Raw genomic sequence first — 15,859 nt, 5'->3', positions numbered from 1 at the left:
ACCGCGTAGGAGCGACTTCAGTCGCGAAACTTCATTGAGCCTTGCCCGGTTTCTTTTTGCCCATCAGGTGCGAAAACACCGCATGCAAATCATCGGACGCGCCGTCGTCGTCGAGGTTGAGCTTGCTGTCGATGTGGTCCATGTGATGCATCATCAGCTCGACAGCCAATGCGGCATCCCGGGCTTCGATGGCGTCGATCAACTGGGTGTGTTCATCGTAGGAACAATGGGTGCGATTGCCGTTTTCGTATTGGGCGATGATCAATGAGGTCTGCGACACCAGGCTGCGCTGAAAGCTGATCAGCGGGGCGTTCTTCGCGGCCACTGCCAGTTGCAGGTGGAACTCGCCAGACAGACGAATCCCTGCGCCACGATCCCCTCTGGCAAAGCTGTCGCGCTCGTCGCTGACCATCTGCCGCAACTCGGCCAGTTGCTCGGCAGTCGCATGTTCGACCGCCAGTTCGGTAATGGCCTTTTCCACCATGCGGCGAGCAAAGAACACCTGACGCGCCTCTTCAACACTCGGACTGGCGACCACTGCACCGCGATTGGGCCGCAACAGCACGACACCTTCATGGGCCAGCCGCGACAGGGCGCGACGGATGATGGTGCGACTCACGCCAAAGATTTCGCCCAGTGCCTCTTCGCTCAGCTTGGTACCCGGCGCCAGACGCTGCTCAAGGATCGCCTCGAAAATATGCGCATAGACAATATCGTCCTGGGTTGCATTACGGGCTGATTTGACCGCGCGTGGCTGTTTCTTCAGGGGCAGGGACTGTTCGTTCATGGGCACTCGTGTGCAAGTGGTTTACGGCGTAGGACGGACGCATTGTACACAGTGCGCCAACACAAGGGCGCGCCTCGCGCTGTGCAATCAACTGCCACGATAGGTCGAGTAGCTGTAAGGCGAAACCAGCAACGGCACGTGATAGTGCTCCTGGCCTGCATCAATCCCGAAGCGCAATACCACCACATCGAGAAAGGCCGGTTCAGGCAGCGTCACGCCACGCCCGCGATAGTAATCGCCCGCCTGAAACTGCAGCTGGTAGACACCCGAGCGGTAATCTTCGCCTTGCAGCAAGGGCGTATCGCAACGACCATCACTATTGGTCACCGCCGTGGCGACAAGCTCCAGGCGCTCGCCTTCAACCCGATACAGTTCGACATGGATGCCGCTGCCAGGGCAACCGTGCGCGGCGTCCAGCACATGCGTAGTTAACCGTCCCATTGATTCTGCGCCTCGTTGAGTGGTTGGATGGCGGGCATGATGCACCATCGAGGTGCTTGCCAGCCTTGAGCCGTGATCGATTAAGACACTTTTCAAAAAACTTGTACACAATAAAACCGGCCACCGCAGCTCGCAAAATGCGCAAGCGCAGCTTTAATACCGAAAACACTGAAGCAAAGGAAAGCATTGAGGTTTTTACCTTTAAGCTGACCACTCAGGCAAGTTTATTGCATGGTTTAAAGCGCTAACGTGCGAAATTTTATGGGTTACAAGTTGAATATTATTTTGTATACAATCGGCGCAGCGCGGTTTTCTGCCGTCCGGCTTGTACCGCACCTGACTTCACGCACATAAGGAAGCCTGCAGTGAGCGCTGACTATCCACGGGACCTGATCGGTTACGGCAGCAATCCACCCCATCCGCATTGGCCGGGCAATGCCCGCATCGCCCTGTCTTTCGTGCTCAATTACGAGGAAGGCGGCGAGCGTAACATTCTGCATGGCGACAAGGAGTCCGAAGCCTTCCTGTCCGAGATGGTCGCGGCGCAACCGCTGCAAGGCCAGCGCAACATGAGCATGGAGTCGCTGTACGAATACGGCAGCCGTGCTGGCGTGTGGCGCATTCTCAAGTTGTTCAAGCAGTTCGATATCCCGCTGACCATCTTTGCCGTGGCCATGGCTGCCCAGCGCCACCCGGACGTGATCCGCGCCATGGTCGCTGACGGTCATGAAATCTGCAGCCACGGCTATCGCTGGATCGACTACCAGAACATGGATGAAGCCCAGGAGCGCGAGCATATGCTCCAGGCCATCCGCATCCTCACCGAAATCACCGGCGAACGCCCGCTGGGCTGGTACACAGGTCGCACCGGCCCCAATACCCGGCGTCTGGTGATGGAGGAAGGCGGCTTTCTCTACGACTGCGACACCTACGACGACGACCTGCCCTACTGGGAGCCAAACAACCCCACAAGCAAGCCGCATCTGGTGATTCCCTACACCCTGGACACCAACGACATGCGCTTCACCCAGGTGCAGGGCTTCAACAATGGCGAGCAGTTTTTCCAGTACCTCAAGGATGCGTTCGACGTCCTTTACGCCGAAGGTGCAGAAGCACCGAAAATGCTCTCCATCGGCCTGCACTGCCGCCTGATCGGCCGCCCTGCCCGCCTCGCCGCGCTCAAGCGTTTTATCGAATACGCCAGGAGCCATGAGCAGGTCTGGTTCACCCGCCGTGTCGATATCGCCCGCCACTGGCACACTCAACACCCGTTCAAGGCCGCGCAATGAGCCACTTCCAGACGCTGACGCCCTCGTCCCTGAGCCGCGAAGCCTTCATTGCGGCCTTTGCCGATATCTACGAGCACTCGCCGTGGGTCGCTGAAAAGGCGTATGACCTGGGCATCAACTCTGAGCTGGATCAGGTCGAAAACCTGCATGCGCGCATGAGCGAGATCCTGCTCAAGGCTGATCATGAGCGGCAACTGGCATTGATCAACGCTCACCCGGATCTGGCCGGCAAGGCGGCCATTCAGGGTGAACTGACCGAAGCCAGCACCAGTGAACAGGCCGGTGCCGGTATTCATCAATGCACAGCCGAAGAGTTTCAGCGTTTTACCGAGTTGAATCAGGCTTACAAGGCCAGGTTCGGCTTCCCGTTCATCATGGCGGTCAAGGGAAGCGACCGACACAAGATCCTGGCGGCCTTCGAGCAGCGTATTCATCACTCGGCAGAAACCGAGTTCGCCTGCGCACTGGCCGAGATCAACAAGATTGCCCTGTTTCGCTTGCTGACCCTGTAGACAACACCAAGCCCATTCCTTCCAAGCCCATCGAGAAAGGCAGATAAAAAGAATGAAAGTTTACGCCGCACCGTTCGAGAAGTTCGTCAATCTGGCCGACGCACGCCTGGGGACCAAGGTCCTGTCCGTCACCGATGACTGGTTCGCCGATGCCAACCGCCTGTTCCAGCCGACGCCTGCGGTCTGGAAAGAAGGCGTGTTCGATGACAACGGCAAATGGATGGACGGCTGGGAATCGCGGCGCAAACGCTTTGAAGGCTATGACAGCGCGGTGATCCGCCTGGGCGTGGCGGGCACCATCAAGGGCGTGGATATCGACACCTCGTTCTTTACCGGCAACTTCCCGCCTTCGGCCTCGCTGGAAGCCTGCTTCCTGGCTTCGGGCGAGCCAGACGAAAACACGCAATGGGTCGAGGTGCTGCCTTCGGTCGAGCTGCAAGGCAACAGCCATCACTACCACGCCATCAGCAACGATCAGGCGTTCAGCCACCTGCGTTTCAATATTTACCCCGATGGCGGCGTGGCGCGTCTGCGTGTGCACGGCATTCCTTTCCGTGACTGGTCCGAAGTCAGCGACAGCGAGCAGATCGATCTGGTCGCAGCCCTTAATGGCGGCCGTGCGATTGCCTGCTCCGACGAGCATTACGGCAGCATGAGCAACCTTCTCAATCCGGGCCGTGGCGTAAACATGGGCGACGGCTGGGAAACCGCCCGCCGCCGCACACCGGGCAATGACTGGGTAATCGTCGCGCTGGGGCATCCGGGGGAAGTGGAACGCGTCATCGTCGATACGCTGCACTTCAAGGGCAACTACCCGGACAGTTGCTCGATCCAGGGCGCCTTCGTCAAAGGCGGCACCGACAGCCAGATCGAAACCCAGAGCCTGTTCTGGCGCGAACTGCTGCCCAGCCAGAAACTGAGCATGCACGCCGAACATGACTTCGCCGAGCAGATCAAGGCCATCGGCCCGATCACCCATATCCGCCTGAACGTATTCCCGGATGGCGGCGTGAGTCGCTTGCGCGTATTGGGCAAAATAACCAAATAAACACACCCTCCCGTAGGAGCGAACTCATTCGCGAATCGGCGATGGCCCTTCGCGACTGAAGTCGCTCCTACGGTCCAGAGAGACTGTAATGCGCAAACTGATTATCGAGCCGTTGACCAAAGAAGCCTTTGCCCCGTTCGGTGATGTGATCGAAACCGATGGCAGCGCTCACTTCATGATCAACAATGGCTCGACACAGCGCTTTCATCGTCTGGCCGAGGTGGAAACCGCCACGCCTGACGACAAGGCAATCATCAGCATCTTCCGCGCCGAGGCGCTGGACATGCCGTTGACCATTGCCATGCTGGAGCGTCACCCGCTGGGCAGTCAGGCGTTCATACCGCTGCTCGGCAACCCTTTTCTGATCGTGGTCGCGCCACTTGGCGATGCGCCTGATCCAGAGCTGACCCGCGCCTTCGTTTCCAATGGCAGGCAGGGTATCAATTACCATCGCGGCGTCTGGCACCATCCGGTGCTGACGATCGAAAAGCGGGATGACTTCCTGGTGGTTGATCGCAGTGGAACCGGCAACAACTGCGATGAGCATTTTTTTGAAGAGCGCCAGTTGATGGTGCTCGATCCAAACCAATAGGAAGGCCTGGCCCCCAGGCAAAAGGAAATACTGTGCTGGCACATCTGATGGAATGGCTGAATCTGGGCGTGCGCTGGATTCACATGATTGTGGGCGTGGCGTGGATCGGTGCGTCTTTCTATTTTGTCTGGCTGGAAAACAACCTCAACCGCTCCAATCCGCGTGACGGTTTGTCGGGTGACTTGTGGGCCATCCACGGTGGCGGTATCTATCACCTGGAAAAGTACAAGCTCGCGCCGCCGACCATGCCCGAGAACCTGCACTGGTTCAAATGGGAAGCCTATTCGACCTGGCTATCCGGGGTCGCGCTGTTGTGTGTGGTGTTTTACGCCAACCCGACCCTTTATCTGCTGGCGCCGGGCAGCAGCCTTTCGCCTGCCGCGGGTGTGCATATCGGCCTGGGTTCCCTGTTTGTCGGCTGGTTCGTGTACAGCGTTCTGTGCGACTCGGCACTGGGCAAACGCCCCGCGCTATTGGGTGTGATCCTGTTTGTGTTGCTGGTAGCGGCGGCCTACGCCTTGAGCCAGGTGTTCAGCGGCCGTGGGGCTTATCTGCATGTGGGCGCCATCATGGGCACCATCATGGTCGGCAACGTGTTCCGCATCATCATGCCCGCCCAGCGCGCACTGGTAGCCGCCATCGCCGAGAACCGCACGCCGGACCCGGCTCTGCCCGCAAAAGGCCTGCTGCGTTCACGGCACAATAACTACTTCACCTTGCCGGTGCTGTTCATCATGATCAGCAACCACTTTCCCAGCACCTATGGCAGTCAGTACAACTGGTTGATCCTGGCGGTGATTGCCTTGCTGGCGGTGCTGGTGCGTCACTATTTCAATACCCGGCATGACAGCCACCGGTTCTTCTGGACCTTGCCGTTCGCGGCGCTGGGCATGATTTGCCTGGCTTACGTCACAGGCCCCGCGCAACCGCAAAAGCCCCACGACGCGGCGGCAAAAATCGAGTATCAGCCATTACCCGGCACCGCCGTGGGCGGTTACAGGGCCGACGAAAAACGCCCGGAACCGGTTGCTGCGCCCGCACCGGCTGAAACGCCCAAGGTTGCGGGGATAGAGTTCGCCAAGGTTCACGAGGTCATCAAGCAGCGCTGCACCGTTTGCCATTCGGCCACCCCCACCAGCAACCTGTTCAGCGCCGCGCCGGCGGGCGTGATGTTCGATACGCCAGAGCAGATCCAGCAAATGGCCCCGCGCATCAAGGCCCAGGCCATTACCGCCCCGATCATGCCTTTGGGCAACATCACCCAGATGACCCAGGAAGAACGGGACCTGGTGGGTGCCTGGATCGATCAAGGGGCCAGTGTTCGTTGATTGCCCAAACCCCGTAGGAGCGAATTCATTCGCGAAGGTATTTCAAATGGCCTATCTCTATCGGATGTACTGGCCTCTCGCGAATAAATTTGTTCCTACGCAATTAACGCCCCACTTTCGCCGCTCATGCTCCGCTCTGGAGCACTTGAGCTGGCACTCGCCACCCAGTATTCTCCGCCGCCGCTTTAAAAGCCGCCAATTGCCAAGCCTGAACTGAAATTGTCCGTTCAGTCAGGTCCTGCATCCCGTAAAAATCATCGGAAACCGGCCATTGCCGAGTGTTTCAGGTAGCCGCGTGGCTTTTTCACGAGGTTGGCTCAGCTTTTGCTAAATCACGAAGCTGACCACGCAGACAATTTATTACAACCAGAGAAACGGCGTCACACACAGAACGCCGACCTCGAAAACCACTATCGATCTCAAGGGAGCACCCGCATGAACCGTACTTTTTCCAGCCTGTTACTGGCCGGTAGTCTGCTGGCTGCAGGCTCGGCCACGGCCGGCGATCTGTTGCAATGGCAGACCAACAGCCTGACCTACCTCAACGGTCGGGACTTCACGGTCAACCCGGAAATACAACAGACCTTCACCTTCGAACATGCGGACGGCTGGAAATACGGCGACAACTTCTTCTTCGTCGACAAGATCTTCTACAACGGCAAGAAAGACGCGAACAGCGGCCCGAACACTTACTACGGTGAGTTCTCGCCACGCCTGTCGATGGGCAAGATCTTCGGCCAGAAGTTTGAACTGGGCCCTATCTCGGACGTGCTGCTGGCGGCTACCTACGAGTTCGGTGAAGGCGATAACGAGTCGTACCTGATCGGTCCGGGCTTTGACCTGAACATCCCGGGCTTCGATTACTTCCAGCTGAACTTCTATCAGCGCCAGACCGAAGGCAATCGCCCGGGTGACGGCGTCTGGCAGATCACGCCGGTATGGTCCTACACCATTCCAGCGGGCAAGTCCGATGTGGTCATCGACGGCTTCATCGACTGGGTCGTGGATAACGACAAGAACGCCCGTGGCACCTACCACGCCAACCTGCACATCAACCCGCAGATCAAGTACGACCTGGGCAAGGCGCTGAACTTCCCGGAGAAACAACTCTACGTCGGTATCGAGTACGACTACTGGAGCAACAAGTACGGCATCAAGGACACGTCTTCCTTCGATACCGACCAGAACACCGCCAGCCTGCTGGTCAAAGTGTTCTTCTGATACAACGCAGCCATCAGCGAGGTTGCACTGCGGTGCAGCTTCGCCAGCGCGCACAACGTCTTGCTCAATTGTTTTTTCACATATCGTTGACCGGTCATTGACCTGTCGCGCCCTAATCTGCGGTCCTGTCCTCCCCTTGTGACGGCGACCCGCCTTGAATACCCCACCCCGATACAACCCGCTGGCCATTGCCGGTCACGCTGGCTACAGAAACCTTATCCACTACCAAAAAGCGCTCTGGTTATTGCCATTGATGCTGATGGCTGTCGGGCTGAGTACCTGGCTGTTGAAACCCTCAGGGCCGGTCGACCTTGCACAGGGCCACAACCTGCGCAAAGCGGGCATCCTGGCTCACTGGGCCAAAGGTGATCTGGTGATTCTGGTGCGCCATGCCGAGCGTTGCGATCACTCGACCAATCCCTGCCTTGGCCCACCGGACGGCATTACCCGCAAAGGCCAGCTCGTCGCTCAGGAACTGGGCAATTCGTTCAGGGCGTTTGATATGAGCCACACGGACATTTTCAACAGCCCCCTGCTGCGCACAGCCCAGACCGCAAGCTTTGCGTTCAAAGGCGCAAGCATCCCTCAGGACTGGCTGGGCAATTGCCGCCACACCATGCTGGAAGACATGCAGCAACACAAAGTCGATCAGCGAAACATGGTGCTGGTCACCCACAGCGAATGCTTCAACCAGTTGGAGAAGTCGCTGAAAGTCTCGGCACGCACCGTGCCCGATTATGGCAGCGCTCTGTTCGTGGCCATTGATCCCAAGGATAGAAGCGCCAGGGTTCTGGGCTTTCTCGATGCTCAGGACTGGAAGTCCGTCATACCGCAACATCCATAAGCCACCAGGAAATCCGGCACGTGAATACTTCCAGAAAGCGCTTCTACTTGATCAATGTCGGCCTGCCTCTGTTGCTGGCAGTGCTGGTCTTTGTCGTCTTCGACCTGACCGGACTGGATGTCATCCTCAGCAATCTGCTTTACGACCCTGTCACCCAGGTATTCCCGTTTCAGCACGACCGGTTGTTTGAAAACCTGACCCATCGCTGGCCGCGGATCATTCCGGACTGGACAGGCGAGCTGGCAATCATCGGTGCCGTGCTTTCATTTGTCTGGCCACTGTTCAAACCCGATAAGCATCAGCGCCTGATTGCAGTGCTGGAGAGGTTTCGTATTGCCGCTGGGCTCAAGTTTCTTGCACGTCACCGCCGTGACTTCATCTTCGTGGTGGTTGCCTTCGCGATCACTACGGCCATGGTTCACTACTTCAAGAGCCACACCAGTGTTTACTGCCCGGTTGAAACAACCCTGTATGGCGGTATTCAGGAAAAGAGGGAATGGTTCGAGAACTTCAACCTGTTGCATGAAGCCGGCAAAGGTCGTTGCTGGCCCGGTGGTCACGCCTCGAGCGGTTTTACTCTGTTGGCGCTGTACTTCGTCGCCCGTCGCTACCGCTGGCGACATGCTCGCAAGCTGCTGGGCTGGGTTCTGCTGCTGGGCATGGTTTATGGCACGACGCGGGTCCTGCAAGGCTGGCATTTCATGTCCCACACCTTGTGGTCGGGCATTCTGGTCTGGCTCACGATGCTGCTGACCGCCCTGTTTTTCTATGGGCGACCAGCACTTCAGACATCACTTGAGCCGGGCAAGAACCTGCTCAGCCCCGAGCCGACTTCCACACTTTGCCCACCAGAGTTACCACTACCACCAGTGCTGCACCGGCAATGATGCCAGCAACGGCATCCAGCAGAGTCGGTACCACGATGGAGAAACCGCCGACAGCGCTGGCTGCACTTTCGGTGATGCCTTCAACCCAGTGATGGGCGAACGGCAGGCCATGCACCAGAATGCCACCGCCGACCATGAACATGGCGGCGGTGCCGAGGATCGACAGCGCTTTCATCAGGACCGGAGCCAGCCAGAGCAACCCGTTGCCGATGCTTTGCGAGGCGGAACTGGCGCTCTTTTTCAGATGCAGGCCCAGGTCATCAAGCTTGACGATACCTGCCACCAGACCATAGACGCCGACGGTAATCAGCACGGCCACGATCACCAGTACGCCCACCTGATCCAGAAACGGACGGCTTGAAACCACGCCCAGTGCCAGGACAATGATTTCCGCCGACAGGATGAAGTCAGTACGAATCGCACCTTTGATCCGCTCCTTCTCGAACACCACCATGTCCGTGGAAGCATTGCCCGCAGCCTGTCTGCGCTCTTCGTGCTCTTGCCCGGCATCGGAATGCAGCCATTTGTGGGCAATCTTTTCGGCCCCCTCGAAACACAGATAAGCACCGCCAATCATCAGCAAAGGCAGGATCGCCCAAGGCGCAAAGGCGCTGATCAGCAAGGCCGCCGGCACCAGAATCGCCTTGTTGAGCAAAGAACCCTTGGCCACCGCCCATACCACCGGCAACTCACGATCGGCCGAAACACCCGTCACCTGTTGCGCATTGAGGGCCAGGTCATCACCCAGCACACCTGCCGTCTTTTTAGTGGCCAGTGCCACATCGTCGAGCAGGGTTGCGATGTCATCGAGCAGGGTCAGCAAGCTTCCAGCAGCCACAATCAATATCCTTGAACAAAATGGGAAACAAAAACGGCGCCTATTGAATCACAGCGATAACCGCAAGACATGGCGTGTGTACGTCGATATCAGTGTCTGACCGGCACAATGCGCTAACGTTTTATGCAGTCGCTCAAGCAATCAATGACCTGACCAGAGCGTGTGGCGCAAGTGTTGCATCGCCAAGCCGGGCTTTTGATCGCTGTACCTACAACAAGGGGCTGTCATGCATATCGATTCGCAACGAGCACAATGGTTGAAACCGACCTCTCAAGAGACGGGCGTCATCATCGTTTCCAATGCAGACCTGCCTCAATACATCATCGACACGCTCAATACCGAAATCAGTGACTGGGAACAGGTGGCTTATCTGGTCATCAGGCAGTCGACCCAACTGGAAGAAGAATGGCTCGACGCTGAAAACCGCGCCTTCCGTGCGCAAAAGCCTTCGAGCTGCGAAGCCAATGGCTTGCTGGGTTCAATCCCCAAGACGTGTCATCTGCTGGATGTGGAAGCCAGCCATCGGGCGCATCTGTCGTGGCTGGGTTCGGTGTGCGGGCACAAGCTGCACTTCTTTGAGCTGGAGAAGCTTGAGGAACAGGCTCCGTCCAAAGCCTCGATGGACTCACAGGTAGAAGAGATCCTGGCCGCGACCCGACATCTGGTGAAGAACTACCTGCAGGATCATTTCCTGTCGCCCTACTGAGCCTGCCTACATCGGGATCTGAGTGGTGGACAGCACCTGACGCAAGCCCATGAAAGAGCGGATCTGCCTGACGCCCGGCAGATACAGCAACTGCTCGGCGTGCAGCCGGTTGAAGCTCTGGCTGTCTTTGGTGCGCAGCAACATGAAGTAGTCGAACTCCCCCGTCACCACATGAAACTCCATGCAGCCGGACACCTTCTGCGCTGCCGCCTCGAACTGGGCAAATGACTCAGGGGTCGAGCGATCCAGCACCACGCCGATCAAGACCACCATCCCGGCGTCCAGCGCTTCGCTGTTGAGCAGCGCAACCACGCCTTTTATGACGCCCGCTTCCTTGAGCCGTTCGACACGCCTCAGGCAGGCCGGCGCGCTCAATTTGACCTTTTCGGCCAGGGCCACGTTGGAAATGGACGCATCGCGCTGCAACGTCTTGAGGATGGCCCGGTCAATCCTGTCCAGCAGCGGCGCGAGCGCGGTGTCCGGCTTTTTGCTGCGTTCATTTATTGCTTTCATATGTACTTTCAAGAAATAAAATTAATTTTCAATTTGAAGAGACTAACTTTCATTTCCTAAATAGACAATTCTTTGCAACCACGATTATCGGTCGATTTTCTATGATGAATCCATCGCAGCACATTAATGATTCCTCTCATTGGAGACTCGATATGAACCTGAGCAAATTCAAGCGCTATCCCCTGACCTTTGGCCCTTCGCCCATCACTCCGCTCAAGCGCCTCAGCGAGCATCTGGGTGGCAAGGTCGAGCTGTATGCCAAGCGTGAAGACTGCAACAGTGGCCTGGCATTCGGCGGGAACAAGACACGCAAGCTTGAATACCTCATCCCGGAAGCCATCGAAGGCGGTTATGACACACTGGTGTCCATCGGCGGTATCCAGTCCAACCAGACCCGTCAGGTCGCAGCCGTTGCCGCTCACCTGGGCATGAAGTGCGTGCTGGTTCAGGAAAACTGGGTGAACTACTCCGATGCGGTGTACGACCGTGTGGGCAATATCGAGATGTCGCGGATCATGGGAGCTGACGTGCGCCTGGATTCGGCTGGCTTCGATATCGGCATTCGCCCGAGCTGGGAAAAGGCAATGGCCGATGTGGTCGAGAGTGGCGGCAAGCCGTTCCCGATTCCGGCAGGCTGCTCGGAACACCCTTATGGCGGCCTGGGTTTCGTGCGTTTTGCCGATGAAGTGCGCCAACAGGAAGAAGAACTGGGCTTCAAGTTCGACTACATCGTCGTCTGCTCGGTGACCGGCAGTACTCATGCGGGGATGGTGGTGGGTTTTGCCGCTGATGGCCGTGCGCAACGAGTGATCGGTATCGATGCTTCGGCCAAACCGGATCAGACCCGCGAGCAGGTCCTGCGCATCGCCCAGAACACCGCCAAGCTGGTGGGCCTGGGCCGTGAAATCACTGCTGATGACGTAGTGCTCGATACCCGTTACGCCTACCCGGAATACGGCCTGCCCAACGAAGGCACTCTGGATGCAATCCGCACCTGCGCCCGCCTGGAAGGCGTGCTGACAGACCCCGTCTACGAAGGAAAATCCATGCACGGCATGATCGATATGGTCCGTAACGGCGAGTTCCCCGATGGCTCGAAAGTGCTTTACGCCCACCTGGGCGGCGTACCGGCACTCAATGCCTACAGTTTCCTGTTCAAGGATGGTTGATTGCGGTAGGAGCGAATTCATTCGCGAGTAAATTCGCTCCTACGCCGCCCTCTTCAACGCGCAAGGCTCAGCATTGAGCCTTGCGCGAGCCCGGTGCTACCATGCGCGCCCGCCGTGCAGGAATCTGGGCCATGAGCAGCATTCGCGAGCGCAACAAAGAACTGATCCTGCGCGCCGCCAGCGAAGAGTTCGCCGACAAAGGCTTTGCCGCGACCAAGACCGGCGATATTGCCGCCAGGGCCGGGCTGCCCAAGCCCAACGTCTATTACTACTTCAAGTCCAAGGAAAACCTCTATCGCGAGGTGCTGGAAAGCATCATCGGGCCGATCCTTCAGGCCTCGACACCTTTCAATCCCCAGGGCGTTCCCACTGAGGTTCTGAGCAGCTATATCCGCTCGAAAATGCACATATCCCGCGACCTTCCCTTCGCCTCGAAAGTGTTCGCCAGCGAGATCATGCACGGCGCCCCCCATCTGACACCCGAACAGATCGAACAGCTAAATGGCCAGGCCCGCCACAATATCGAATGTATTCAGGCCTGGATCGACAGCGGACAGATTGCGCCTCTGGACCCTCATCACCTGATGTTCACCATCTGGGCCGCGACCCAGACGTATGCCGACTTTGACTGGCAGATCTCAACGGTCACCGGCAAGGAGAAGCTTGAGGATGCGGACTATGAAGCGGCGACCCAGACCATTCTGAGGCTGGTGCTCAAGGGGTGTGAGCCGGATTGAATAAATACCGTTCTCCAGAAAGCAAGAAACCCGCCGAAGCGGGTCGTTTTGCACACAACACCATCCCGACATCCTGTCAGTAGCCTCCTGGCAATGGCCGATCTTCCCTTATCGCTGCATCGATCCTTCGCTGCAGTTGTTGAATTGGATCCTACCTTTGCCATGATGGCTGGGATAGAGCCAATTGCGCCTGTTCGTGTAAGCCTTTGGCTATATGCAGCCGACGTCTAAAAAAGCGTGACTGTTGCCTCAGATTTAGTCATGTTAAGCCGACATCATGAAGATAACGTTGAGAGTCAGTGCAAGGATCTGCCTGATGACTCATAAAAAAAGAAAAAACAACGAATTAGGGTGAAGATCATGAATATGCGCAGTTTATCTATCAGCCGCCGTCTATGGCTGATTCTCATTGTTTCTGTGCTGATGCTCTTTGTGCTCGCGGCCGTCATGCTCAAGCAGATTCATGATGACCTTTATCTGGCCAAGGCCGAGAAAACCACCCATGTGGTCCAGACAGCCAGCGGTATTCTGAATTACTACCAAGGGCTGGAAGCCGCTGGCACCCTCACCCGCGAAGCCGCGCAACAGCAGGCTCTCAATACCATCAAAGCCCTGCGCTATGGCCAGAACGACTACTTCTGGATCAACGATCTGCGCCCGGTAATGGTCATGCACCCTGCCAACCCCAAGCTCGATGGCCAGGATCTCTCGAGCGTGAAGGACCCGGACGGTTTTGCACTATTCAATGAAATGGTGGCCGTCGCCAAGAGCAAGGGCGCCGGGCTGATTCACTATCGCTGGCCAAAACCGGGCGCCAGTGAGCCGGTGAAGAAGACGTCTTACGTGCAACTGTTTCAGCCATGGGGCTGGATCATCGGCTCGGGTGTCTATGTCGATGACGTGGCTGCCGAGTTCAAGCAGCAAATGTGGAATGCGATTCTGTTCAGCGCAGGCATTGTGCTGGTCCTGACACTGCTGGTGACGCTGATTCTGCGCAGCATCGTCCTGCCCTTGCGCCTGACTGTCAGCGCCATGGCCAATATCGCCAGCGGGGAAAGCGACCTGACCCGCACTCTGGAAACCCAAGGCGACGATGAAATCACTCAACTGGGCAAGCACTTCAATGCCTTTACCGCCAAGCTGCGCACTGTGGTCATGCAGTTGCAGTCTTCGGCGGTCGATCTGGGCCAGGCCTCTACCGACCTGGGCAACAGTGCCGAGCAGGCCCAGGCGCGCAGCCAGCAGCAGTCCCAGCAGATGGATCTGGTGGCCACCGCCGTCAATGAGGTGACATATGGCGTGCAGGACGTGGCCAAGAACGCCGAGCACGCCGCCAGCGAAATGCGCGATGCCGAATCCCAGGCGCAACAGGGCCAGGTCAACATCGATAACAGCCTGCGCCAGATCGATCACCTGTCCGGCACCATCGGCCAGGCCGTGGAAGTGATGCAGACCCTGGCCAGCGAAAGCACGCAGATTGGTGGCGTACTGGAAGTCATCAGCTCGATTGCCGAGCAGACCAACCTGCTGGCCCTCAACGCCGCCATTGAAGCCGCGCGGGCCGGGGAACAGGGCCGCGGTTTTGCCGTGGTGGCCGACGAAGTGCGTCTGCTGGCCCAGCGGACCCAGAAGTCCACGGCCGAGATTCAGGGCATGATCGAACGCCTGCAACGTCACTCCGACGCAGCGGTCAAGGTGATCGGCGACAGCAGCCGTTCCTCGCAACTGACCATCGAACAGGCCAATCAGGCCGGCCAGAGCCTGACGTCCATCAGCCAGGCCTTGCGCAACCTCAACAGCCTCAACGCTTCGATCGCCAGCGCCACCCTGCAGCAATCCCATGTGGTCGACGACATCAATCAGAACGTCACCCAGGCTGCGCAACTCTCCCAGGGCACGGCCCTTGCCGCCGAGCAGTCCACTGCGGCCAGCCAGCATCTGAGAGGATTGAGCGAGCAGTTGAATGGCTTGCTGAAACAATTCCGCGTTTAACTCGCTGTGTTCGACAGGCTGCACGGAACCTCGTGCAGCCTTTGTTGCCTGAGGCCTGTCCATTTATTGCAGGGGGTCGTATGCGCACACTGGAACTGGCAGGTCAAAGCGTCCCGGTGCTGGGTCAGGGCACCTGGCACATGGGTGAAGTCAGCCATCAGCGCTCGACGGAAATCGCTGCGCTGTGCATGGGCATCGAGCAGGGCATGACCCTGATCGACACCGCCGAGATGTATGCCGACGGCGGCGCCGAAGAAGTGGTCAGGCAAGCCATTGCCGGGCAGCGCGACAAAGTGTTCGTGGTCAGCAAGGTCTACCCGTTCAACGCCAGCCGCCAAGGCATCCCCAAGGCCTGCGAAGCCAGTCTGCGACGGATGAACACCGACTACATCGATCTTTACCTGCTGCATTGGCCGGGCGAGTACCCGCTGGGGGAAACAGTCGAGGCTTTCGAGCGTCTGCGCGAGGCTGGCAAGATCGGCAGTTGGGGCGTCTCCAATTTCGATGTGTCGGACATGATGGAGCTGGACAACCCGCGCTGCGCCACCAATCAGGTGCTGTACAACCCCGAACAGCGAGGCATCGAGTTCGACCTGTTGCCCTGGGCCAATGACCGGCACTTGCCGATCATGGCGTACTGCCCGATCGGTCAGGCGGGCGACCTGCTCTATCACCCTGCCCTGCACGAAATCGCCAATCGTCACAGCGCCACGCCGGCACAGATCAGTCTGGCCTGGGTGCTGCGCCAGCCGAACATGATCGCCATTCCCAAGGCGACGAATCCTGAGCACATTCGCCTGAATGTCGAGGCCGAAAAAATCGTCCTGACAGCGCAGGATCTGGCCGATCTGGACCGTGCCTGGCCAGTTCCGACCCGCAAGCGGCCATTGGCAATGGTCTAGGCGTCGGGCCTGGAAACAACCCGCAATATTCGTCACAAATATGTAATGACGGC

The 15,859-nt window shown here is 58.0% G+C and carries 17 protein-coding genes; 13 read left to right on the top strand and 4 right to left on the bottom strand.

All coding sequences use genetic code 11. The features are described from left to right. Positions 1-31: 31 nt before the first annotated feature. Both K5D32_RS07105 and uraH read right to left on the bottom strand, forming a co-directional pair. Positions 32-787 carry a GntR family transcriptional regulator gene (locus tag K5D32_RS07105; RefSeq protein ID WP_221576466.1) on the bottom strand — a complete coding sequence of 252 codons (756 nt, stop codon included), beginning with the start codon at positions 785-787 and terminating at the stop codon, positions 32-34. 87 nt (positions 788-874) lie between these two features. Then, entirely contained in the window at positions 875-1,228 is a 354-nt protein-coding gene (gene uraH, locus K5D32_RS07100) for a hydroxyisourate hydrolase (protein WP_221599582.1), read from the bottom strand. A 365-nt stretch (positions 1,229-1,593) separates the two neighbouring features. Between uraH and puuE the strand changes: the two genes are divergently transcribed. The 8 genes from puuE to K5D32_RS07060 all read left to right on the top strand — a co-directional run bounded on the left by puuE (position 1,594) and on the right by K5D32_RS07060 (position 8,949). Further along, positions 1,594-2,517: an allantoinase PuuE gene (puuE, locus tag K5D32_RS07095; protein ID WP_221599581.1), complete on the top strand. Its 924-nt coding sequence runs from the start codon at positions 1,594-1,596 to the stop codon at positions 2,515-2,517. Then, on the top strand, positions 2,514-3,029 hold the full coding sequence (uraD, locus tag K5D32_RS07090; RefSeq protein ID WP_221576464.1) for a 2-oxo-4-hydroxy-4-carboxy-5-ureidoimidazoline decarboxylase: 516 nt from the start codon (positions 2,514-2,516) through the stop codon (positions 3,027-3,029). The genes puuE and uraD overlap by 4 nt, the downstream gene beginning before the upstream one ends. A 52-nt stretch (positions 3,030-3,081) precedes the next feature. Beyond that, complete coding sequence (gene alc, locus K5D32_RS07085; RefSeq protein WP_221599580.1) at positions 3,082-4,077, top strand: allantoicase; 996 nt, start codon at positions 3,082-3,084, stop codon at positions 4,075-4,077. Positions 4,078-4,165: 88 nt separating this feature from the next. After that, positions 4,166-4,669, top strand: coding sequence for an ureidoglycolate lyase (locus K5D32_RS07080; protein WP_221576462.1), 504 nt, complete (start codon positions 4,166-4,168; stop codon positions 4,667-4,669). A 32-nt stretch (positions 4,670-4,701) separates the two neighbouring features. Then, positions 4,702-5,997, top strand: coding sequence for a urate hydroxylase PuuD (locus tag K5D32_RS07075; protein ID WP_221599579.1), 1,296 nt, complete (start codon positions 4,702-4,704; stop codon positions 5,995-5,997). Positions 5,998-6,432: 435 nt separating this feature from the next. Next, on the top strand, positions 6,433-7,218 hold the full coding sequence (locus K5D32_RS07070) for an outer membrane protein OmpK (RefSeq protein WP_025259260.1): 786 nt from the start codon (positions 6,433-6,435) through the stop codon (positions 7,216-7,218). 154 nt (positions 7,219-7,372) lie between these two features. Next, entirely contained in the window at positions 7,373-8,062 is a 690-nt protein-coding gene (locus K5D32_RS07065; RefSeq protein ID WP_221593500.1) for a histidine phosphatase family protein, read from the top strand. Between the two features lie 20 nt (positions 8,063-8,082). Then, positions 8,083-8,949: a phosphatase PAP2 family protein gene (locus K5D32_RS07060; protein WP_221599578.1), complete on the top strand. Its 867-nt coding sequence runs from the start codon at positions 8,083-8,085 to the stop codon at positions 8,947-8,949. Here the strand turns inward: K5D32_RS07060 and K5D32_RS07055 are convergent. After that, positions 8,879-9,787, bottom strand: a complete 909-nt coding sequence (locus K5D32_RS07055) for a DUF808 domain-containing protein (RefSeq protein WP_221599577.1) — start codon at positions 9,785-9,787, stop codon at positions 8,879-8,881. The two genes, K5D32_RS07060 and K5D32_RS07055, sit on opposite strands and share 71 nt — an antisense overlap. A gap of 226 nt (positions 9,788-10,013) precedes the next feature. Between K5D32_RS07055 and K5D32_RS07050 the strand changes: the two genes are divergently transcribed. Continuing rightward, a complete protein-coding gene (locus K5D32_RS07050; protein ID WP_221599576.1) occupies positions 10,014-10,493 on the top strand; it encodes a transketolase in 480 nt (159 codons plus the stop codon). A gap of 6 nt (positions 10,494-10,499) precedes the next feature. Here K5D32_RS07050 and K5D32_RS07045 read toward each other — a convergent pair whose 3' ends face one another. Next, positions 10,500-11,006: an Lrp/AsnC family transcriptional regulator gene (locus tag K5D32_RS07045; protein ID WP_221599575.1), complete on the bottom strand. Its 507-nt coding sequence runs from the start codon at positions 11,004-11,006 to the stop codon at positions 10,500-10,502. A 152-nt stretch (positions 11,007-11,158) separates the two neighbouring features. Here K5D32_RS07045 and K5D32_RS07040 point away from each other — a divergent pair, with 152 nt between their 5' ends. The 4 genes from K5D32_RS07040 to K5D32_RS07025 all read left to right on the top strand — a co-directional run bounded on the left by K5D32_RS07040 (position 11,159) and on the right by K5D32_RS07025 (position 15,806). Then, complete coding sequence (locus K5D32_RS07040; protein WP_221599574.1) at positions 11,159-12,175, top strand: 1-aminocyclopropane-1-carboxylate deaminase; 1,017 nt, start codon at positions 11,159-11,161, stop codon at positions 12,173-12,175. Positions 12,176-12,306: 131 nt separating this feature from the next. Next, complete coding sequence (locus tag K5D32_RS07035; RefSeq protein WP_221576455.1) at positions 12,307-12,912, top strand: TetR/AcrR family transcriptional regulator; 606 nt, start codon at positions 12,307-12,309, stop codon at positions 12,910-12,912. 360 nt (positions 12,913-13,272) lie between these two features. Then, on the top strand, positions 13,273-14,904 hold the full coding sequence (locus K5D32_RS07030) for a methyl-accepting chemotaxis protein (RefSeq protein WP_221599573.1): 1,632 nt from the start codon (positions 13,273-13,275) through the stop codon (positions 14,902-14,904). An 80-nt stretch (positions 14,905-14,984) separates the two neighbouring features. Continuing rightward, positions 14,985-15,806 carry an aldo/keto reductase gene (locus tag K5D32_RS07025; protein ID WP_221593494.1) on the top strand — a complete coding sequence of 274 codons (822 nt, stop codon included), beginning with the start codon at positions 14,985-14,987 and terminating at the stop codon, positions 15,804-15,806. The last annotated feature ends 53 nt before the right edge of the window (positions 15,807-15,859 follow it).

The organism is Pseudomonas cichorii, assembly GCF_019719005.1.
GTDB lineage: Bacteria > Pseudomonadota > Gammaproteobacteria > Pseudomonadales > Pseudomonadaceae > Aquipseudomonas > Aquipseudomonas cichorii_E.
Note: the sequence above shows the minus strand (reverse complement) of the source record. Positions and strands in the feature narration are given on the sequence as shown.